This is a genomic window from Bradyrhizobium sp. CCBAU 25360 (assembly GCF_028128695.1).
GTDB classification, from domain to species: domain Bacteria; phylum Pseudomonadota; class Alphaproteobacteria; order Rhizobiales; family Xanthobacteraceae; genus Bradyrhizobium; species Bradyrhizobium ottawaense.
The window spans coordinates 47,545-68,076 of sequence record NZ_LBJA01000040.1 but is presented as its reverse complement, the minus strand read 5'-3'; the positions used below and the strand labels follow the sequence as shown (position 1 = coordinate 68,076).

Annotated in this window: 19 protein-coding genes; 9 read left to right on the top strand and 10 right to left on the bottom strand. The window is 63.4% G+C overall.

Annotated elements, in window-relative coordinates:
• Positions 1 to 17: 17 nt before the first annotated feature.
• Positions 18 to 320: a hypothetical protein gene (locus XH81_RS19810; RefSeq protein WP_244439206.1), complete on the bottom strand. Its 303-nt coding sequence runs from the start codon at positions 318 to 320 to the stop codon at positions 18 to 20.
• Between the two features lie 196 nt (positions 321 to 516).
• Here XH81_RS19810 and XH81_RS19805 point away from each other — a divergent pair, with 196 nt between their 5' ends.
• Complete coding sequence (locus XH81_RS19805) at positions 517 to 885, top strand: winged helix-turn-helix transcriptional regulator (RefSeq protein WP_028139595.1); 369 nt, start codon at positions 517 to 519, stop codon at positions 883 to 885.
• A gap of 3 nt (positions 886 to 888) precedes the next feature.
• Here XH81_RS19805 and XH81_RS19800 read toward each other — a convergent pair whose 3' ends face one another.
• Positions 889 to 1,569, bottom strand: a complete 681-nt coding sequence (locus tag XH81_RS19800; protein ID WP_028139596.1) for an MBL fold metallo-hydrolase — start codon at positions 1,567 to 1,569, stop codon at positions 889 to 891.
• Positions 1,570 to 1,753: 184 nt separating this feature from the next.
• On the opposite strand from XH81_RS19800, the gene XH81_RS19795 reads away from it, so the two are divergent.
• Complete coding sequence (locus tag XH81_RS19795; RefSeq protein ID WP_028139597.1) at positions 1,754 to 3,352, top strand: alpha-amylase family glycosyl hydrolase; 1,599 nt, start codon at positions 1,754 to 1,756, stop codon at positions 3,350 to 3,352.
• Between the two features lie 179 nt (positions 3,353 to 3,531).
• Here the strand turns inward: XH81_RS19795 and XH81_RS19790 are convergent, their stop codons facing one another.
• On the bottom strand, positions 3,532 to 5,232 hold the full coding sequence (locus XH81_RS19790) for an alpha-amylase family protein (protein WP_097668285.1): 1,701 nt from the start codon (positions 5,230 to 5,232) through the stop codon (positions 3,532 to 3,534).
• 300 nt (positions 5,233 to 5,532) lie between these two features.
• Between XH81_RS19790 and XH81_RS19785 the strand changes: the two genes are divergently transcribed.
• Complete coding sequence (locus tag XH81_RS19785) at positions 5,533 to 6,024, top strand: MmcB family DNA repair protein (protein ID WP_028139599.1); 492 nt, start codon at positions 5,533 to 5,535, stop codon at positions 6,022 to 6,024.
• Positions 6,025 to 6,143: 119 nt separating this feature from the next.
• On the opposite strand, the gene XH81_RS19780 is transcribed toward XH81_RS19785, so the two are convergent.
• Complete coding sequence (locus XH81_RS19780) at positions 6,144 to 6,698, bottom strand: ActR/PrrA/RegA family redox response regulator transcription factor (protein ID WP_008141807.1); 555 nt, start codon at positions 6,696 to 6,698, stop codon at positions 6,144 to 6,146.
• Positions 6,699 to 6,801: 103 nt separating this feature from the next.
• Entirely contained in the window at positions 6,802 to 8,124 is a 1,323-nt protein-coding gene (locus tag XH81_RS19775; protein WP_028139600.1) for an ActS/PrrB/RegB family redox-sensitive histidine kinase, read from the bottom strand.
• A 103-nt stretch (positions 8,125 to 8,227) separates the two neighbouring features.
• Here XH81_RS19775 and XH81_RS19770 point away from each other — a divergent pair, with 103 nt between their 5' ends.
• From XH81_RS19770 to XH81_RS19755, 4 genes are all read left to right on the top strand, one after another.
• Positions 8,228 to 9,031, top strand: coding sequence for an ABC transporter ATP-binding protein (locus tag XH81_RS19770; protein WP_212429576.1), 804 nt, complete (start codon positions 8,228 to 8,230; stop codon positions 9,029 to 9,031).
• Positions 9,032 to 9,245: 214 nt separating this feature from the next.
• Positions 9,246 to 10,064, top strand: a complete 819-nt coding sequence (locus XH81_RS19765; RefSeq protein ID WP_271596339.1) for an ABC transporter permease — start codon at positions 9,246 to 9,248, stop codon at positions 10,062 to 10,064.
• Between the two features lie 121 nt (positions 10,065 to 10,185).
• Positions 10,186 to 11,514: a polyhydroxyalkanoate depolymerase gene (locus XH81_RS19760; protein ID WP_271596338.1), complete on the top strand. Its 1,329-nt coding sequence runs from the start codon at positions 10,186 to 10,188 to the stop codon at positions 11,512 to 11,514.
• Between the two features lie 217 nt (positions 11,515 to 11,731).
• Positions 11,732 to 12,571, top strand: a complete 840-nt coding sequence (locus tag XH81_RS19755) for a M48 family metallopeptidase (RefSeq protein WP_028139604.1) — start codon at positions 11,732 to 11,734, stop codon at positions 12,569 to 12,571.
• Between the two features lie 155 nt (positions 12,572 to 12,726).
• On the opposite strand, the gene XH81_RS19750 is transcribed toward XH81_RS19755, so the two are convergent.
• Together XH81_RS19750 and XH81_RS19745 are read right to left on the bottom strand one after the other, a co-directional pair.
• Complete coding sequence (locus XH81_RS19750; RefSeq protein WP_442868202.1) at positions 12,727 to 13,350, bottom strand: hypothetical protein; 624 nt, start codon at positions 13,348 to 13,350, stop codon at positions 12,727 to 12,729.
• Positions 13,351 to 13,663: 313 nt separating this feature from the next.
• Positions 13,664 to 15,877 (bottom strand): transglycosylase domain-containing protein, encoded by a 2,214-nt coding sequence (locus XH81_RS19745; protein WP_028139606.1) that lies wholly within the window; start codon positions 15,875 to 15,877, stop codon positions 13,664 to 13,666.
• A gap of 182 nt (positions 15,878 to 16,059) precedes the next feature.
• Between XH81_RS19745 and XH81_RS19740 the strand changes: the two genes are divergently transcribed.
• Complete coding sequence (locus tag XH81_RS19740; protein WP_028139607.1) at positions 16,060 to 16,485, top strand: DUF1330 domain-containing protein; 426 nt, start codon at positions 16,060 to 16,062, stop codon at positions 16,483 to 16,485.
• A 212-nt stretch (positions 16,486 to 16,697) separates the two neighbouring features.
• Here the strand turns inward: XH81_RS19740 and XH81_RS19735 are convergent, their stop codons facing one another.
• From XH81_RS19735 to XH81_RS19725, 3 genes are all read right to left on the bottom strand, one after another.
• The gene (locus XH81_RS19735) at positions 16,698 to 17,918 is read right to left on the bottom strand and encodes an ABC transporter substrate-binding protein (protein ID WP_028139608.1); all 1,221 of its coding nucleotides are present in this window, start codon (positions 17,916 to 17,918) and stop codon (positions 16,698 to 16,700) included.
• 186 nt (positions 17,919 to 18,104) lie between these two features.
• Positions 18,105 to 19,346, bottom strand: a complete 1,242-nt coding sequence (locus XH81_RS19730) for an ABC transporter substrate-binding protein (protein WP_028139609.1) — start codon at positions 19,344 to 19,346, stop codon at positions 18,105 to 18,107.
• 162 nt (positions 19,347 to 19,508) lie between these two features.
• Positions 19,509 to 19,922, bottom strand: a complete 414-nt coding sequence (locus XH81_RS19725) for a DUF1304 domain-containing protein (RefSeq protein WP_049801932.1) — start codon at positions 19,920 to 19,922, stop codon at positions 19,509 to 19,511.
• A gap of 38 nt (positions 19,923 to 19,960) precedes the next feature.
• Between XH81_RS19725 and XH81_RS19720 the strand changes: the two genes are divergently transcribed.
• The gene (locus XH81_RS19720; RefSeq protein WP_028139611.1) at positions 19,961 to 20,491 is read left to right on the top strand and encodes a methylated-DNA--[protein]-cysteine S-methyltransferase; all 531 of its coding nucleotides are present in this window, start codon (positions 19,961 to 19,963) and stop codon (positions 20,489 to 20,491) included.
• Positions 20,492 to 20,532 lie beyond the last annotated feature (41 nt).

The following is a 20,532-nucleotide window of genomic DNA, read 5'->3' as shown; positions in this document are numbered from 1 at the left end:
ATGTCAGCCCGCGGAAACTACGCCGTCTGACCGATCCACTCGATCGGCGTCACCGTCACCTCGCCGCCGGCGACCTTCCGCGTCATCTCCTGATAGGCTTTGAAGAAGTCGCGCGATTGCAGCGCTTTTTGCGCGGCATCGTCAGCGACGCTGGCGAGATGGAAATAGCTGCCATCGTCGCGGTTTTTCAAGACGCGATAGCCGATCCGGCCCGTCAGCTCCGGATCGCCGTCGATCGCCTTGATGAAGCGGCCGACCTCCTGGTGCCAGGCGTCCGTCGTACCGCTCCTGAATTCATATCTGATCATGAAGTGCTTCATGTGACGCTCCCTGTTCGTCGTGTGCGTCATCATCTGCGGCTTGCTAGCGATCCTGCAAGTATGGACAAAATTGATAGTATGGACTTATTCGACGTTGCTCCTATCCTCTTCGCCATAGCGTTTTCGAGCGAAGTGGATGCCGGTTCGCGTGAAGAAAACGCGTCAAAACAAGAATCTAACGCGTGGAGGAGACGACATGGCGAAGGCGAACCCGGCGCGCATCTGTCCGGTCGCGGCCTTTCAGAAGATGATCAGCGGCAAGTACAAGCTGCGCATCGTCTGGGACCTCAAGGACGGCCCGCGCCGCTATGGCGAGATCCGCAGCGGCTTATTGCGCGGCACCGAAGGCAGCGCCGAGATCACCCCGCGCGTGCTCAGCCGTGAATTGAAGGCCCTGACACAAAGCGGCCTGATCGACCGCAAGGATTTCGGCGAAGTGCCGCCGAAGGTCGAATATCGCTTGACCCGCAAGGGCAAAAGCTTCGTGCCGGTCGTCGCGGCGATCCGCGACTGGGGCGATCGTCACCTCACTGAGACCGCCACGCTTGTGGACGCGGCGGAATAAACCTCACATCGCGCCCGTGATGAACGGATTGGTCATCCGTTCCTGGCCGATGCTTGAGCCGGCGCCGTGACCGCAGATGAAGCCGACGTCGTCGCCGAGCGGCAATAGCTTGGTCAGAATCGAGTTGATCAGCGTGGCGTGACTGCCGCCCGGCAAATCGGTGCGTCCGACCGAGCCGGCGAACAGGACATCGCCGACATGGGCGAAGCGCAACTCCTTGTTGAAGAACACCACGCTGCCGGGCGAGTGGCCGGGGCAGTGGAAAATATCGAATTGCAAGCTGCCGATCGACACGGTGTCGCCTTCGGCGAGCCAACGGTCCGGCGCGAAATTGCGCACGCCGGTCATGCCGAAGCGTGCGCCGCTGTCGACCACATTGTCGAGCAGGAACTTGTCCGCTTCATGCGGCCCCTCGATCGGCACCTTCAGTGCATCGCGCAGATCGGCCGCGCCGCCGACATGGTCGATATGGCCGTGGGTCAGCCAGATCTTCTCCACGGTGACGCCGGTCTGCTTGATCGCGTCCAGGATCTTCGGCACGTCCCCGCCGGGATCGATCACCACGGCCTTCTTGCTGGGCTCGTCCCAGATGATGGTGCAGTTCTGCTCGAACAGCGTCACGGGAACGATGATCGCGCCGGCCTTGGATTGCGAAGAGTCTTGGGTGTCATTTTGCTCGGTCATGGCGCCACAATGCCGATTTTTGCCATGCCGCCAAGCAAAAGATTCGGCCAAGGATCTGGAATGGAGCCTGGAACAATCACGCCCGCCGTCACACGGCCGTCCCAATTGGCTCGCCAATTTGAACCGGGGCGCTGCTGTCGCGTTCTTCCGCCCGAGGCGCAGATTTATGGATGGGTTCTCCAGCATGGCTCAGAGCGATAGCAACTGGTGGCGCGACGGCATCTTCTATCAGGTCTACCCGCGCTCCTTTCAGGACTCAGATGGTGACGGCGTCGGCGATCTCGCCGGCATTTTGCAGCGGTTGCCTTACGTCAAATCGCTCGGCGTCGATGCGATCTGGCTGTCGCCGATCTTTCCCTCGCCGATGGAGGATTTCGGCTACGACATCTCCGACTATACCGGCATCGAGCCGCTGTTCGGCACGATGGCCGATTTCGATGCGCTGATCACGGCCGCCCATGACAACGGCCTGAAACTGATCCTCGACCTCGTGCCGAACCACACCTCCGATCAGCATGCCTGGTTCGTCGAGAGCCGCGCCTCGCGCGACAATCCCAAGCGAGACTGGTACATCTGGCGCGATCCGGCACCCGACGGCGGGGTGCCGAACAACTGGCTGTCCGAGTTCGGCGGCAGCGCGTGGCAGTTCGATGAGACCACGGGGCAATATTATTACCACGCCTTCCTCGCCCAGCAGCCGGACCTGAACTGGCGCAATCCGGACGTCCGCGCCGCGATCTACGACGTGATGCGCTTCTGGCTCGACAAGGGCGTCGACGGCTTTCGCGTCGACGTGATCTGGCACCTGATCAAGGATGCCGAATTCCGCGACAACCCGCCCAATCCGCATTACGTCGAGGGCCGGCCGCCGAACGAAAGGATCATGACGCAATACTCCACCGACCAGCCGGAGGTGCATGACGTGATCGCCGAGATGCGGCGCGTCACTGATGAATTCGAAGCCCGCGTGCTGATCGGCGAGATCTATCTGCCGCTGCACCGTCTCATGGCCTATTACGGCAACGACCTCACCGGCGCGCAGATGCCGTTCAATTTCGCGCTGCTCTTGACCTTCTGGAGTGCGCGCTCGATCGAGACAATCATCGAGGATTATGAGAAGGCGCTGCCGCGCGGCGCCTGGCCGAACTGGGTGCTCGGCAATCACGATCGCCCGCGCGTCGCAAGCCGCGTGGGTCCCGAGCAGGCCCGTGTCGCCGCCATGCTGCTGCTGACGCTGCGCGGCACGCCGACGCTCTATTACGGCGACGAGATCGGCATGCATCAAGTGGCGATTGCGCCGGAGGACGTGCGCGACCCCTTCGAAAAGAACGTGCCCGGCATCGGTGTCGGCCGCGACGGCTGCCGCACGCCGATGCAGTGGGATGCGACCGAATTCGCCGGCTTCTCGGCGGCGCGGCCGTGGCTGCCGCTGCCGGCGCACTATGTGCGCGACAATGTCGTCAATCTCGAAGCCGATGCGCGCTCGATCCTCAGCCTCTACAGACGCCTGATCACCCTGCGGAAGAGCAGTCGGCCGCTGGTCGCCGGCGATTATCATCCGATCGCGGCGCAAGGCGATCTCCTGATCTATCGCCGCGAGGCCGAGGGGCAGGCGGTGATCGTGGCGCTCAATCTCGGCCCCGATCCGGTCGCGGTGACCACCAGCGCGATCCGTTTCGGCAGCAGCATACTGCTGTCGACGTTCCTGGATCGCGAGGACGAGCGGATCGAAGGCGTGCTGGATCTGCGCGGCAATGAGGGCGTGATTGTCGCGCCGCCCTAGCCGTCGTCCCGGACAAGCGCAGCGCAGATCCGGGACCCATAGCCACAGGGAGTGGTTTGGCGAAGACTCGGAGTGATCAGCGCGCCCCAAACTTCTCCCTGTGATTATGGGTCCCCGCTTTCGCGGGGACGACAGCGGAGGGTACGGCTGCGGTGGAGTATAGCGATGCGTAGATGCTCTTACCCCGGATGCTTCTTCCCTCTCACCGTATCCCCGTCGATATCGCTCCGCTTCAGCAGATAATCCAGCCCGCCGACGCGGTACCAGCGATAGCCATACGGCTCCAGCACGATCCGGTGCTGGCCGCGCTTGTCGGCGTGGCTGTGGTCCTCCGCGAGCAGATTGATCAGGTGCGCGCCGGCCTCGTCCGGCAGCCCGGCCGAGAACGCGATCTCGCGCGGCTTCTCGTCGAGATTATGCACGAACAGCACCGAATTGTTGCGCCAGTCGTAGCGCATGATGAACACGGCGGGATCGCGCACCGGAATGATCGTGAAGTCGCCCCAGCCGATTTCAGGCACCTCCTTGCGCATACGGACGATGCGCTCGGTCCAGTTCAGCATGGAGTTGGGATCGCGCCGCTGCTTGGCGACGTTGACGTGGGGATAGCCGTAAGGCCCCTTGTCGATCACAGGGCAGGCCGGCTTGTTGCTCTTGGTGAAGCCACCATGCGGCTCGGTCGACCATTGCATCGGCGTGCGCGCGCAATTGCGTTCCGGCAGTGAGAGATCGTCGCCCATCGCGATCTCGTCGCCATAGCGGATCACGGGCGTTCCGGGCAGCGTGCACATCAGGCTGTAGGCGAGTTCGAGCCGCCGGCGATCGCCGCCCAGCATCGGCGCGAGGCGCCGCCTGATGCCGCGGTCGTAGAGCTGCATGTCCTTGTCGGGACCGAAATTCCTGAACACGGAGTCGCGCTGCGCCTTGGTCAGCCGCCCCAGGTCGAGCTCGTCGTGATTGCGCAGGAACAGGCCCCATTGCGCGGTCGCCGGCCGCGGCTTGGTCGCCTTCAACGCCTTCGCCAGCGGCCGCGAATCTGCGGATGCCAGCGCATAGAACAGGTGCTGGTTGACGTGGAAGTTGAACATCATGTGCATGCGGTCGGCGTCGCGGCCGAAATATTCCATGTCCGTCTTCGGCAGCACATTGGCTTCGGCGAGGATGATGGCGTCGCCCTGCCGCCATTGCAGGAATTCGCGGAATGCGCGCAGCATGTCGTACTGCTCGACCGGCTTCTTCTCCTTCGCACCCTTGGTCGCGATCACGAAGGGCACGGCGTCCATGCGGAAGCCGGAGACGCCGAGCTGGATCCAGAACCCCATGATCTTCAGGATCTCCGCCTGCACATGCGGGTTTGAGGTGTTGAGGTCGGGCTGGAAATCGTAGAAGCGGTGGAAGTAATACGCGCCCGCTTCCTTGTCGCGCGTCCAGGTCGATTTCTGCACACCGGGAAACACCATGCCCTTGTCGGCATTGGCGGGCTTCTTGTCGGACCACACATACCAGTCGCGATAGGGCGAAGTCTTGTCGCGCCGCGCCTCCTTGAACCAGTGATGCTGATCCGAGGTGTGGTTGACGACGAGATCGATGATAATCCGGATGCCGCGCTGCTTGCAGCCGTGGGCGAACTCGACGAAATCGCCGAGCGTGCCGTAACGCGCATCCACGCTGTAATAGTCGGCGATGTCGTAGCCGTCGTCGCGGCCGGGCGAGGTCTGGAACGGCATCAGCCAGATCGTGGTGATGCCGAGGCCATGCAGATAGTCGAGCCGGCGGAGCAGGCCCTTGAAGTCGCCGACGCCGTCACCGTTGGCGTCCATATAGGAGCCGACGGAAAGGCAGTAGATCACGCCATTCTTGTACCAGAGATCGTCGATCATCCGCGCAGCCTCGGTGGTTCCGCCGAGGTGCGGCGGCTGCGTGATAAGTGCGTGGGGGAGGGGAGGTTCCGTGTTTCATTCTCGGTGTCGTCCCGGACAAGCGCAGCGAAGCGGAGCGCCGATCCGGGACCCATAACCACAGGGAGCAGTTTTGCGATGACTCGGAGTTCCTGAGCGCCCTACAACAACTCCCTGTGGTTATGGGTCCCCGCTTTTCGCGGGGACGACAGCGGAGATCGAGGCTGCGCTTAGGCTCCATCGAGCAGTGTGCAGTTCTACGGAATCGGCTATCCTCCCCCCATGGACAATCCCGCCCGCAACATGGCCCTCGTGCCGCCGCCCGATCGCCGCCAGTCGGAGACGGCGCTCGCGGTCGCGCGGGGCACCGCGCGGCTGCTGCGTTCGCTCGGGTTTACCTGCATCAGCGAATTGCCGCTGCCCTCGGGCCGGCGCGCCGATCTCGTGGCGCTGAACGAGCGCGGCGAGATCTGGATCGTCGAGATCAAATCGTCGGTGGAGGATCTGCGCGCCGACCAGAAATGGCACGAGTACCGCGCCCATTGCGACCGGCTGTTCTTCGCCTTCACTCAGGACCTGCCGTGCGAGATCTTTCCGGAAGGCACCGGCCTGATCATCGCCGACGCCTATGGCGCGCACCTGCATTGCGAAGCGCCCGAGCACAAGCTCGCTGCGGCCACGCGCAAGCAGATCACGGTGCGGTTTGGAATGGCGGCGGCGCTTCGGATCAACCGGCTGGTCGACCCGCAAGGGCATGCGGAATTTTGGGAGTAGCGGCGCCGCAAACATCGGTGCCGTAGGGTGGGCAAAGCGAAGCGTGCCCACGATCTCTATCCAACTCTAACAGAGCGTGGGCACGGCGCTTGCGCGCCTTTGCCCACCCTACGAGACCGCTACCTCGGCGCGCGCTTGGCCAGAATGCGCTGCAACGTCCTGCGGTGCATGTTCAGCCTGCGCGCCGTCTCCGAGACGTTGCGGTTGCACATCTCGTAGATGCGCTGGATGTGCTCCCAGCGTACGCGGTCGGCGGACATCGGGTTGGTCGGCAGCTCGGATTTCTCCGCGCTGGTCGACAGCAGCGCCGCGACGACGTCGTCGGCATCCGCCGGCTTGGAGAGATAATCGATCGCGCCCATCTTCACCGCGGTGACGGCGGTGGCGATGTTGCCATAGCCGGTCAGCACGATCGCGCGCGCATCCGGGCGCTTCTTCTTCAGCGCCGAGACCACGTCAAGGCCGTTGCCGTCGCCGAGCCGCAAGTCCACCACGGCGAATGCCGGCGCTGCCTTGCCGATCTGCGCAAGACCATCCGAGACGGTGTCGCATGACGTCACCGCAAAGCCGCGCGTTTCCATGGCGCGCGACAACCGCTCCAGGAACGGCTTGTCGTCCTCCACGATGAGCAGCGAGCGGTCGGTCTGTTCGTTCAGTTCGGCGATGGCGTTCAAGGTTTTGTCCTCTCTCCAACGCGACTACATATGGCCTCGCAATCGGGCGGTGCCAAGGCCGCCGATAGTCGATCGGCCCTGTTGTGCGACGCAAGGTCGCGGCCTATCCTATTGTTTCTTCGAGGCTCTCGATAGCCTCAAAACGCTGTCGCGGCCATGTGATCTGCACCACCGCGCCGTGTTCCGGAAAGATCCGGTTGGTAAACGAGACCTTGGCGCCGGTGCGTTCCAGCAACGTGCGCGCGATGAACACGCCCAATCCGAGACCGCGTCGCTCGCCGCTGCCCTCATCCGTGGTTCGTCGCCGCGACAGATAGGGCTCGCCGATCCGGTTCAGGATGTCGGGCGGAATGCCTGGGCCGTCGTCGGAGATCAGAAGCTCGATCGTGTCCTTGTTCCACCACGCGTTCACCTCGACGGTGGTATGGGCGAAATCGACCGCGTTCTCGACGATGTTGCCGACGCCGTAGAGGATCGCCGGATTGCGCGAGCCGACCGGCTCGGACACGGCGGCGACCGCGATCCGCACCTTGATCTCGACGCCGAAATCGCGGTGCGGGGCCACCACCTCCTCGATCAGCTCCGACAGCTTCATGCGGTCGAACGGCGCGCCGGTGGAGGAGAGCTGGGTGATCTTGCTCAAGATGTCGCGGCAGCGCTGGGTCTGCTCGCGCAGCGTCTTCAGGTCGGCGGCAAAGCTGGCGTCCTTCACCGTCTTTTCCAGCTCGCGCGAGATCAAAAAGATCGTCGCGAGCGGCGTGCCGAGCTCGTGCGCGGCCGCGGCTGCGAGCCCATCGAGCTGGGTCAGGTGCTGCTCGCGCGTCAGCACCAGCTCGGTCGCCGCCAGGGCGTCCGCAAGCTTGCGCGCCTCCTCGGTCACCTGGAACGAGTAGAGGCTGGTGACGCCGATCGCGAGCACGATCGAGAGCCAGACGCCGACGAGGTAGATCGGCGGCAGCACCAGGGGATCATCGGAATCCCAGGGCAGCGGCAAATGGAAGAAGAACAGGACCGAGGCGCAGGCTACCGCAAGCACGCCGAGACCGAAGGTGAATCGCGCCGGCAGCGCCGTGGCCGAGATCAGCACCGGCGCGAGGAAGAGGAACGAGAACGGGTTCTGCAGTCCGCCGGTGAAGTACAGCAGACCGGCCAGCTCCACGATGTTCAGCGCGAGCAGTCCGGCCGCCTGCATCGGCTCCAGCCGCTGCAGCGGATTGGACACGGTCTGGAGCGCCAGATTGAGCGCGGCCGACAAGGCGATGATGCTGACGCAGGGGACGATCTCGACGTTGAATTCCAACCCCTGCGCCACGATGAAGATCGCGGCGAGCTGGCCCAGCACCGCCAGCCAACGCAGCCGCAGGATCGTGTCCAGGCGGATATGCCGCTGCGCGTGGCGAAAGTCGGAAGCAGCAATTTCAGTCATATCGGCCAATGGGGGTGCCTTCCAGATCACAAACGCTGGGCTCGCGGAACCACCGGATTACAAGCCTTGCGCTATCCGCTGCAATAGCAGAAGAACGACCAGCATGACCGAGAATGACAAGGCTTCAAGTCGGCCGACTGTCGCGGAGCGCAGCTCGTCCGCGGCGATCGCGGTCGAGCATCTCGTCAAAATCTATAAGCAGACCCGAGCGGTCGACGACATCTCCTTTTCGTTGCCGCGTGGCAGCATCACCGGACTTCTGGGCGGCAACGGCGCCGGCAAGACCACGACCATCGCGATGATCATGGGCCTTGTGCTGCCGACCTCCGGCCGCGTGCAGGTGCTCGGACATCGGATGCCCGAGGAGAGCGCTGCCGTGCTGGGGCGGATGAATTTCGAGAGCCCCTATGTCGACATGCCGATGCGGCTCACGGTGCGGCAGAATCTCACCGTGTTCGGCATGCTCTATGCGGTGAAGAACCTCGCCGGCCGCATCGCCGAGCTCGCGGACGATCTCGATCTCACCGAATTCATCGACCGCGCCAACGGCAAGCTGTCGGCCGGGCAGAAGACCCGCGTCGCGCTCGCCAAAGCGCTGATCAACCGGCCCGAGCTGCTGCTGCTGGACGAGCCGACCGCCTCGCTCGATCCGGATACCGCCGACTGGGTGCGGGCGCACCTGGAGCGTTATCGCAAGGACAACAACGCCACCATCCTTTTGGCTTCGCACAACATGCTCGAGGTCGAGCGGCTCTGCGACCGCGTCATCATCATGAAGCGCGGTCGCATCGAGGACGACGATACGCCTGAGGCGATCATGGCGCGCTACAATCGCACCACGCTGGAGGAGGTGTTTCTGGACGTCGCGCGCGGCCGGGTGAACGGCGCGAAGGAGGCGGCAAGGTGAGCGGTCGTACCCGTATTCGTAGCCCGGATGGAGGTCTGTCATTCCGGGGCGCGCGGAGCGCGAGCCCGGAATCCATAATCACAGGCGGCGGTTGCGAGGCGAGACGGGTCACTCCGAGTCTTCGCCAAATTGAGTTTCGTGGTTATGGATCCCGGGCTCGCGACGATGTCGCGCCCCGGGATGACAGATCCCATCCGGGTCAGGTTATCGCGCGATGACGGACATCCCCCTCCACCGCGGCATCTCCGTCCATCGCATCGGCGCGATGATCCTGCGCTACTGGTACCTCCTGCTGTCATCCTGGCCGCGGCTGCTCGAATTGCTGTACTGGCCGGCGCTGCAGGTCATCACTTGGGGTTTCATCCAGTATTACATCGCCGAGAATTCCAATTTCTTCGCGCGCGCCGGCGGCACGCTGATCGGCGCCGTCATCCTCTGGGATATCCTGTTCCGCGGGCAGCTCGGCTTCTCCATCTCGTTCCTGGAGGAGATGTGGGCGCGCAACATCGGCAACCTCATGATGAGCCCCTTGAGGCCGATCGAGTTTCTGCTGTCGCTGATGGTCATGAGCCTGATCCGGCTTGCGATCGGGATCATTCCGATGACCTTGCTCGCCCTGTTCATGTTTCACTTCAATGTCTATGCCCTGGGCCTGCCCTTGATCGTATTCTTCTGCAATCTGATCTTCACGAGCTGGTCGGTCGGCATCTTCGTGTCGGGTCTCGTGCTGCGAAACGGCCTCGGCGCCGAGAGCATCGTCTGGACCCTGATGTTCGCGATCCTGCCGCTCGCCTGCGTCTACTACCCCGTCAGCGTGTTGCCGGTCTGGCTGCAATACGCCGCTTGGGCGTTGCCGCCGACCTATGCCTTCGAGGGAATGCGCGCGCTGCTGATCGAAAACACCTTCCGCGCCGATCTGATGCTGGAGGCGCTGGCCATCAACGCCGTCTTTCTGGTTGCATCTTTTGCATCATTCCTTGCCCTTTTGCGCAGCGCCAAACGGCACGGCTCGCTGCTGTCGGGCGGTGAATAACGTCACTTTCCCGTGGATTCAGGCTGGTTTAGCCGCTTCGGCTCCGTAGATGTACGGAACCATGCATTGACGCAATATTGCGCATTCGGCAGTATGCTGCGATGCGAAGAGGGATATAGCGATGCCTATTGGTGAGTTTGGCGGCGCACCGCCCCTGGCTGCAGAAGGCAGTCCGGTCCTGACGACGCCGATGTACTGGATGTACGAGATGGCACACGCCTCTCTCAATCCGGCACGTGCGGTCACTGACGCGACCAAGCTGCTGTTCCAGAATCCTCTCAATCCCTGGGCGCGCACCGAGGTCGGCAAGTCGGTCGCCGCGGCCTGCGAATTGTTCGAGCGCACCACGCGCCGCTACGGCAAGCCGGAATGGGGCCTCAACGACACCGAGGTCAACGGCATCCGCGTCCCCGTCGAGATCCGCTCGGTCTGGGAAAAGCCGTTCTGCCGGCTGCTCTACTTCGATCGCAAGTTCGCTCGTCCCCTGCGCAGCCCGCAGCCGCGCGTGCTGATCGTGGCGCCGATGTCCGGGCATTATGCGACGCTGCTTCGCGGCACGGTCGAGGCCTTCCTGCCCGCGCATGAGGTCTACATCACCGATTGGGCCGATGCCCGAATGGTGCCGCTCAGCGATGGCCGCTTCGATCTCGACGATTACATCGACTACGTCATCGAGATGCTGCACGTCCTCGGCGGCAACACCCATGTCATGGCGGTGTGCCAGCCCTCCGTGCCGGTGGTCGCCGCCGTCTCGATCATGGAAGCGCGGCGCGATCCCTTCGTGCCGACCTCTATGACGCTGATGGGCGGCCCGATCGACACCCGTCGCAACCCAACGGCGGTGAACAATCTCGCCCAGGAGCGCGGCATCGACTGGTTCCGCAACCACGTCATCACCAAGGTGCCGTTCCCGCATCCCGGCATGATGCGCGACGTCTATCCGGGATTTTTGCAGCTCAACGGCTTCATCAGCATGAATCTCGACCGCCACATGGACGCCCACAAGCAGCTCTTTGCCCATCTGGTGAAGGGCGACGGCGACCTCGTCGACAAGCATCGCGAGTTCTATGACGAATATCTCGCGGTGATGGACCTCTCCGCCGAGTATTACCTGCAGACGGTCGACACCGTGTTCGTGAAGCACTCGCTGCCGAAGGGCGAGATGACCCATCGCGGAACACGCGTGGACCCATCCAAGGTCACGCGCGTGGCGTTGATGACGGTCGAAGGCGAGAACGACGACATCTCGGGTCTCGGTCAGACCGAAGCGACGCACACATTGTGCAGCTCGATCCCCGATCATCGCCGCGTTCATTACGTCCAGAAGGGCGTTGGACATTACGGCGTGTTCAACGGCTCGCGCTTCAAGTCGGAAATCGTTCCGCGAATCCATGACTTCATGATCTCAGCTGCGAATCCGAGTTCATTGCAGGCTCTGGCGGCCGAATAACCTTCGTTTTCGGCTTTCCCGTCGAAAATCCAGGCCCCGCCGGAGGCTCCGGCCGGGCCTGGTTCTCTTCAGATTCGCGGTATTTAGGTAGCCTTATAGGAGTGAGTCTTCCCTCACCCCTTGGGGGTGCCGCATGCGTCCAGCGGGGGCGAAAAAAGACGGTTCCAACCCCAGTCTGTAGGGTCTCCCGGACGTCAGACCGCTGTATATTGGGCAAATGATTTGTTTTTGCGCCGAGCGCTTTCCCTGGCGGCGGTTATGGCAAAATCCGGGCGCCCTCCTGCCCCCCGGACTGACAGACATGGCCACTCGCGCTCTCCTCTATCGGCGGCCCCACGAACCCAAGACCGTCCTGATCACCCATGGATCGCAATATTTTGCCATCCGATTGCGCCGGCACCGCCGCGCGCGCCGTTACACCCTGAGAATTCATCCGAGCGATCGCGAAGCCATCCTCACCATGCCGCCGCGCGGCACGCTGGCCGAGGCAAAAGACTTTGCGCAGCGCCACGGTGCGTGGATCGCGGCGCGCCTCGGTCGCTTGCCGAAGGCCGCGCCGTTCCAGCCGGGCACGGTGATACCGCTCCGCGGCACGTCGCATCGCATCGTTCATCGCGCTGGCACGCGCGGCACGGTGTGGACCGAGACGCGCGATAGCGGCGAACGCATTCTCTGCGTCGCCGGCGGGCTCGAGCATGTCGATCGCCGCGTCAGCGACTTCCTCAAGCGCGAGGCGCGCCGCGACCTCCAGCGTTCGGCGGAGGCTTACGCCGCCGAGCTCGGCGTCAGGGTCAAGCGCCTGTCGATCCGCGATCAGTCCAGCCGCTGGGGTTCCTGCACCTCGGCCGGCTCGCTGTCGTTCTCCTGGCGCCTGATCCTCGCGCCGCCCTTCGTGCTCGACTACCTCGCCGCGCACGAAGTCGCCCATCTCGTCGAGATGAACCACTCGGCGCGGTTCTGGCGCGTGTGCGGAAAAGTCTGCCCGTCGATGGAGCGCGCCAAGAAGTGGCTCGACACCTACGGCAATGATCTGCACCGGTATGGGGTCGAGGATTAGGGGCGCTGTCGCCTAACCGTCGCTGTCGTCGCCCGGCTCGACCGGGCGACCCAGTAAGCCGCGGCAGTCGTTATGAATCTCGATGTCTCTGGAATGCTGGACTCCCCGCCTTCGCGGGGAATGACAGTTGAGAATGAGCCGGCTTCAGACTCCGCTCACGCACTGAAATCCGCACTCGTCCCCGCTTGCGCGCCTGACGCCAGATAGGACGATTGCCGCTGCGCGCTGGCCTTCTGGCCCACGGCCAGCATCGCCTGGAACGCAGCGTCGAGTTGCTCGCGGCTGTAGGTCGTGGAACTGCTTTCACGCGGTGTCCATTGCGATTGCGTGATCGCGGTGGGCGCCTTTTCGACGGTGCCGCCAAGCAGCCTGGCGTAATTGTCGGCGCGCCACTGCGCCAGGTCTGGTCCGCTCAAGCCGGGAGGATCTTCCAGCTTGCCGATCCTCGCGCCCGCCAGGTTGGTCATGGCCGAGGATCCGCCGTTGTACAGCGTGGCCACCACCTTGCCGTCCACTTTCACCTGCGCGTAGGTATTCTCCGGCGCATTGTCCGCGACGACCGACTGAGGTGCATTCGTCTCGTGCGCGATCAGCCAATGCGTTGCCATGAGGTCATGCAGGACGGGATCATCCGCGGCCGATATGACCTTGGCGCCTGACAGCGGCTTGACCTGCGAGAGGTCGATCCGGAAGCCGCTGGTTGCCGCGTCGGTCGCATCCGGTGCCACCGCCTGAAGACCAGACCTCGCATTTGAAGTGGATGCTGATGCGGGCCGCAGATGCGGCAGCGCCGCGCTGGATAGATTTGAATCATGGAACGCTCCCAGACACTCGCTCAACTTATGAGAGCAAATCCCGGGCCGCTGACGGGAGCTTGAAGGGATTGGAGTTTTTGCTTTAGGCGAGTTCCGGGGCGCGGCGAATTTTGCCGCGCTGGGCAGGACTTGCCGAAGCGATGCCGCTGATTTCCAGGCACGTGCTTCAGGCGTCTGGGCTGCCTCTGCAAGCCGTTGATTTCGTTATCTTCGGCTACTGTGCATGGGGTTGTTTTCGCAGTTTTTGTCTTGAGGTCATGGAGACCTCAGCGCGAGCCTATCGGTTTCCGCCGAACAGCCGGTCCATCAGCCAGCCGTCGAGCCCCGCCGCCGCTTCCGGCCGCGCATTGGCGCGCGTCGGCGGTGGACGATAGCCGCCATTGCTTGCGGGTGCCGGCCCGGGCGCTGCCGCTGTCGGCGGCGACACCTGCGAGGCCGCCTGCGCGAGGTTCGACAGGCCCCAGCCACCTTGCGTGCTCGGCAATGCCGCGACCGGCACGCCCTCGTGCGCCGCCTTCATGAAGCGCGACCACACTTCCACCGGCAGGCCGCCGCCGGTCGCCTTCTTGGTCGGCGAGTTGTCGTCATTGCCGAGCCAGACACCCGTGACGAGGCTCGCGGTGTAGCCGATGAACCAGGCGTCGCGGTAATCCTGGCTGGTGCCGGTCTTGCCGGCCGCGGGCCAGCCGGGGATCTCGGCCTTCTTGGCGGTGCCTGATATCAGCGTCTCCCGCATCATCGCGTTCATCATGCCGACATAGCGGGGGTCGATGACCTGATTGCGCTCCTCAGGCTGGCGCATGTAGAGCAGCTTGCCGCCCAGCGTCTTGATCCGCGTGACGACGTGCGGTGCCACCGCGAGACCGCCATTGGCGAAGGGCGCATAGGCGCCGACCAGCTCGACCACCGAGACTTCGGAGGTGCCGAGCGCGATCGAGGCGTTGGGCTCGAGCTTGGAGGAGATGCCGAGCCGGTGCGCGGTGCGCACCACGTTCTTCGGTCCGACCTCGAGGCCGAGACGGATGGCGACGGTATTGAGCGACATCGCCAGCGCCTGCGTCAGCGTCACCGCGCCGAAATATTCATGGGTGTAGTTCTCGGGTCGCCAGCCCTTGACCTCGATCGGCGCGTCCTGTCGCATCGTATCAGGCGTCAGGCCCTGCTCGAGCGCGGTCAGGTACACGAACGGCTTGAACGAGGAGCCCGGCTGGCGTCTGGCGGTCACAGCGCGGTTGTACTGGCTCTCGGAATAGTTCCGCCCGCCCACCATGGCGCGCACCGCGCCATCAGGTGTCATCGCCACCAGCGCGCCCTGGCTGACATTGAACTTCACGCTCTTGGCCGCGAGCTCGTCGATGATGGCGGCTTCCGCCACGCTCTGCAGCTTCGGATCGATCGTGGTCTCGACTTTGATGCTCTCGTCGATCTGGCCAACCAGATCGTCCAGCACCTCGCCGATCCAGTCGGCAACGTAATTGACCGTGCCGGCGCCGACCGGCTTCACATTGTAGGAGGGATGACCGATCGAGGCCTGCGCCTGCGCGTCGGTGATGAACTTTGCGTCCGCCATCGCCGCGAGCACGATCTGCGCGCGGGCTTCGGCGCCTTCGGGGTTGCGGTTCGGCGCAAGGCGCGAGGGCGATTTGACGAGCCCGGCCAGCATTGCGGCCTCGGCGACCGTGACGTTCTTCGCCGACTTGCCGAAATATTTCTGCGCGGCGGCCTCGACGCCATACGCGCCCGAGCCGAAATAGACGCGGTTGAGATAGAGCTCCAGGATCTCGTTCTTGGAGTGCTTGCGCTCGAGCCAGATCGCGAGCTCCACCTCCTGCAGCTTGCGCTGCATGGTGCGCTCCTGGGTCAGGAACAGGTTCTTGGCGAGCTGCTGCGTCAGCGTCGAGCCGCCCTGCGAGACGCCGCGATGCATGACGTTGGTGACGAGGGCGCGCAGGATGCCGATCGGGTCGATGCCGAAATGCGAGTAGAAGCGGCGGTCCTCGATGGCGATGAAAGCCTTCGGCAAATACGGCGGCAAATCCTTCAGCGAGACATTGGCGCCGGCCATCTCGCCGCGTTGCGCCAGCATGCTGCCGTCGATGCCGACGATCTGGATCGTTGGCGGCCGCTTGGGAATCTCCAGCGACTGGATCGGCGGCAGATGGGCGCCGACATAGATCACGACGCCGATCAGAGCGATCGCGCCCCACAGGCCGAGCACCGCGCCCCAATAGACCAGGCGGCCGATGCTGGCGCCAATACGTGACTTGGTGCGCCGCTTGGCGCCGCTGCGGCTGGCTGGCGCTTTCCGCTCGCGCGGCGGCTCGTCGCCGGAATCCTCGCCCTTGCGCTTGGCGGATGATTTCGTCGATTTCTTCGGCTTGTCGTCGCCGCCGGGAATGCGATCCGCCGCGGTCAGGCGCAGATCGGCGAGCGCCGCGGGCAAGCCGAACAGCGGCTCCTTCCGCCCACCCTTTTTCTTTCCCCACGCCATACGCAAAAACGCCCGGTCAGCCCGCCCCGCCGCACGCTAGCGGTCGCTGTTTAAGGCCCGGTTACCCAGACCTTAACGCCCGATTAGGAGGTGCGGCATTCCCCCGCCGCAGTTCCGCTGATTGGATGACGGAGCTAGGATCGCCGGCATAAAACACGAGGAAACACGCAGAGGAAACCCAAATGGGCCATATCGATCCGACCAAGGAGATCTTCGCGCAATTCCGGGACAATGACCGCCCGGGTCCGATCCACATGCTCAACCTGGTGCGCCTGCGCAAGGAGGCGGCCTACCCGGACGGCCGCAAGGCGAGCGGCGCCGAAGCCTACGCGGCCTATGGCCGCGAGAGCGGCCCGGTGTTCGAACGCCTCGGCGGCCGCATCATCTGGCAGGGCAAGTTCGAGCTGATGCTGATCGGTCCGCAGGAGGAGCGCTGGGACCATTGCTTCATCGCCGAATATCCTGATGTCGGAGCCTTCGTCGAGATGATCCGCGATCCCGTCTACCGCGAGGCTGTGAAGCACCGCCAGGCCGCGGTCGAGGACTCGCGGCTGATCCGGCACGCCGTGCTGCGGATCGGGAAGAATTTTGGAGAGATACCGGAGTAGGCCGCCAAATCGGTGATCTCCCTCCGTCATCCCGAGGTGCGAGTGGCGCGATGCAAAGCATCGCGCCGGGAGCCTCGGAGGATGTGCGGCCACCAGCGGGCCGTCGCCCATCGAGGGCCGCTGAAGAAGCGGCCACCCCCTAAGGGGTGACGGGGATAGCTCCAAAAGATCGGCGGCCCGCAGGCCGCCGATTGCATTTCAGAACTCTTCGCCTAACCCGCCGGGCCCGCGTCCTCCAGGATCGGGCCGAACAGCTCCCAGCGCTCGCCGTTGAACTTCATCATCTGAAGCTGCTTGTTGACGCGGTAGTCGGTAGGCGACGTGTTGGCCTTGATGCCGGGCAGCGCAGTGTCGCTGGCGACGTCCTTCAGTGACGCCGCCTGCTTCATGACGTTCTCGCGCGTCAGGTTGTCGCCGCACTGCTGCAGCACGTGCACCAGCAGCTGCGCGGTGCTGTAGCCGTAGGTGTTGAAGTTCGAATCCTTGTCGCCATCCGGATAGTACTTCGCCATGAAGTCGAAATACTTCTTCATGCCGGGGTCATCCTTCCAGGTCGGATCGAGCGGTTCCTTACCGTAGTTGACGCTGATCAGGCCCTTGGCGGCGTCAAGGCCTGCGGGTTTCAGCACCGCGCCGACCGAGGTGGCGTTGATGTCGACGATCTGGACCGGATGCCAGCCCATTTCGGCGATCTTCTTGATGGCCTGCGCGGCCTGCTTCGGCGTCGTCGCACTGAAGAACAGGTCGGCGCCGGCATCCTTGATCTTGAGGACCTGCGAATCGACGGTGGGATCGGACACCTCGTAGGAGGCTTCCGTCACGATCATCTTGGCGGCCTTGTCACCGAGGCCGGCCTTGATGCCGTTCAGATAGTCCTTGCCGAGGTCGTCGTTCTGATAGAGCACGCCTACCTTGGCGTTCGGATGCTCCTTCAGAATGTACTGGCCGTAGATGCGGCCCTCGACGAAGTAATTGGGATTGAAGCCCATGGTCCACGGAAAGTTCTTGGGATCAGTGAACCTCGAGGCCCCGGTCGCCGCGAACAGCTGCGGCACCTTCTTGGCGTTGAGATATTTCTGCACGGCCGCGTTCACGGGCGTGCCGATGATCTGGAAGGTCAGCAACACCTCGTCGCTCTCGACCAGCTTGCGGATCTGCTCCACGGCTTTCGGCGGCGAATAGGCGTCGTCATACTGGATCAAATTGATCTTGCGGCCGTTCACGCCGCCCTGGTCGTTGATCATCTTGAAATAGGCGGCCTGCGTCTTGCCGATCGACGAATAGGCCGACGCCGGCCCCGAGAACGGCATGGTCTGTCCGACCTTGATCTCGGTGTCGCTGGCGCCCGGATCATATTTCTTCTGGGCATTGGCCGCTGAAATCGACAGCGCCAGAGCAAGCGCCGTGGCCAGATGCAGCTTTCCATTCCTCATTCGCAATTCCCTCAGTTTGTTTTTGCCGATGATCTGCCGGCCGCAGGACGCGTCCGATGCCATCGCTGAGGGCAAGTGTGGAGGAACGATTGTTGCGACGCAAGGTGGGCGTTCGTAGGGTGGGATAGCCTTGCGGACTGCGCGAAGCGCAGTCCGCTGGGCGTAACCCACCCTACGAGATCGGGACTAGCCCGACGGTCCCGTGTCCTCGATGATCGGTCCGAACAGTTCCCAGCGTTCGCCGTTGAACTTCATCATCTGCATCTGCTTGTTGACGCGGAAGTCGTTCGGTCCGGTGTTGATCTTGATGCCGGGCAGCGCGAAGCTCGGCGTGAAGTCCTTGATGTTGGCGACCTGCTTCATGATGTTCTCACGCGTCAGATCGTCGCCGCATTGCTTCAGGACCTGCACCAGCAGCTCCGCCACCGAATAGGCGTAGGTGTTGACGGTGTTGAGCTTGTCGCCTTCCGGGAAATACTTGTCCATGAAGGCGAAGAAGGCCTTCACGCCGGGATCGTCCTTCCACTGGGGATCGCTGGGCTCCTTGCCGTACTGGGTCGAGATGATGCCCTTGGAGATGTCGAGGCCAGCCGGCTTCAGCGTCGCCGAGATCGGGCTCGCATTGATGTCGAGGATGTGCACCGGCGTCCAGCCGAGGTCGGCGAGCTTCTTGATCGCCTGTGCCGCGAATTTCGGCGTCGAGGCATCGAAGAACACGTCGACGCCCATCGACTTCAGCTTGACCACCTGGGAATCGACGGTCGGGTCGGTGACCTCGTAGGAGACCTCGCCGACGATCATGCTGGCGGCCCTGTCGCCGAGGCCGCTCTTGAGGCCCGCAAGATAGTCGCGGCCCATGTCGTCGTTCTGGTAGAGCACGCCGATCTTGGCGTTCGGATGCTCCTTGAGAATGTATTTGGCGTAGATGCGTCCCTCGGACACGTAGTTGGGATTGTAGGCGATGGTCCAGGGATAGTTCTGGGGATCGTTGAAGCGGGCCGCGCCGGTCGAGGCCAGCAACTGCGGCACCTTCTTGCCGTTGAGATATTTTTGCACGGCGGCGTTGGCCGCGGTGCCGATGAGCTGGAAGGTGAACAGCACCTCGTCGCCCTCGACGAGCTTGCGCACCTGCTCCACCGTCTTCGGCGGCGAATAGGCGTCGTCATACTGGATCAGATTGATCTTGCGGCCGTTGATGCCGCCCTGATCGTTGATCATCTTGAAGTAGGCGGCCTGGGTCTTGCCGATATTGGCGTAGACCGAGTAGGCGCCGGAGAACGGCACGGTCTGGCCGATCTTGATCTCGGTGTCGGTCGCCCCCGTGTCGTACTTCTTCTGGGCGAAGGCTTGGCTTACGAAGGCCTGGTTCGCGGAGAACGTGAAGGCGAGCGCTGTCGTGGCAGCTAAGAAAGCTCTGCGATTGGTCATATTGGTTGTTCCTCCTGACGGAATTTTCGGCCGATGGTCTTTTCCCGTTGATTGCAACGGTCGCCATCGCTGCCGAAGATTGTGGAGGAAGCTTCGCCGCCGCGCAAGGATCGCAGCGCTGCGCCGTAGCGTCTCAGGCCAGGGAGTCCCGGGTCAGGCGTCTCAGGCCAGGAACAACGCAACCAGCGCGACCGCCGCCGGAAGGGCCTGCACCATCAGGATGCGGGTGCTGACGGTCGCAGCGCCATAGGCGCCGGCCACGATCACGCAAAGCAGGAAGAACGCCTTGATCTGGAATGCGAAGGCCGAGTTGCCGTGGACGAGACCCCAGATCAGGCCGGCGGCGAGGAAGCCGTTATAGAGGCCCTGATTGGCGGCCAGCACCTTCGTGATCTCGGCCTTCTCCGGCGTGTTGCGAAACACCTTCAAGCCCTGCGGCTTGTCCCAGAGGAACATCTCCAGGATCAGGAAGAAGACGTGCAGTGTGGCGACCAGCGCCACCAGGACATTGGCGATCAGGATCAAGTTGAGCTCCCCCAGCGTCAGCTTTCGGGTGGACGATAGCACGGCCGGCATGTCAAACGCGATGCATGTTTCGATGCAATGGTGCCACCATGCCCGGGCGATCAACCAAACCGTCTGCAAGCTTCGGCCTCGATCGCCTGACGACGCCGATCGGGATTGCCTTGCTCGTCACCGATGCCGAGGGTGCGCTACGCGCACTGGACTGGGAAGACTATGAGCATCGCATGCGCGAGCTCTTACGCTTGCACTACGGTGCAGTCGATCTCAGTGATCGGCCTGCGCCTGCATCCATGCGGACGGCGCTGTCCGGTTACTTCGAAGGCGATCTCAGTCAGCTCTCGGCCATCGCATGGCGTATCGCCGGCACGCCGTTCCAGCAGAAGGTCTGGAACGCGCTGGCTCACATCCCCGCCGGCACCACGATGAGCTACGGCGCACTCGCCGCAAAGATTGATTTGCCAAAAGCCATTCGTGCCGTCGGTCATGCCAACGGCTCCAATCCGATCAGTGTGGTGCTGCCCTGCCACCGCTTGATCGGCGCGGATGGTTCGCTGGTGAAATATGGCGGCGGGCTCGCGCGCAAGCGCTGGCTGCTGCGGCATGAAGGGGTGGAGGTTTAGTCACCTGTCATTCCGGGGCGCGCGAAGCGCGAGCCCGGAAT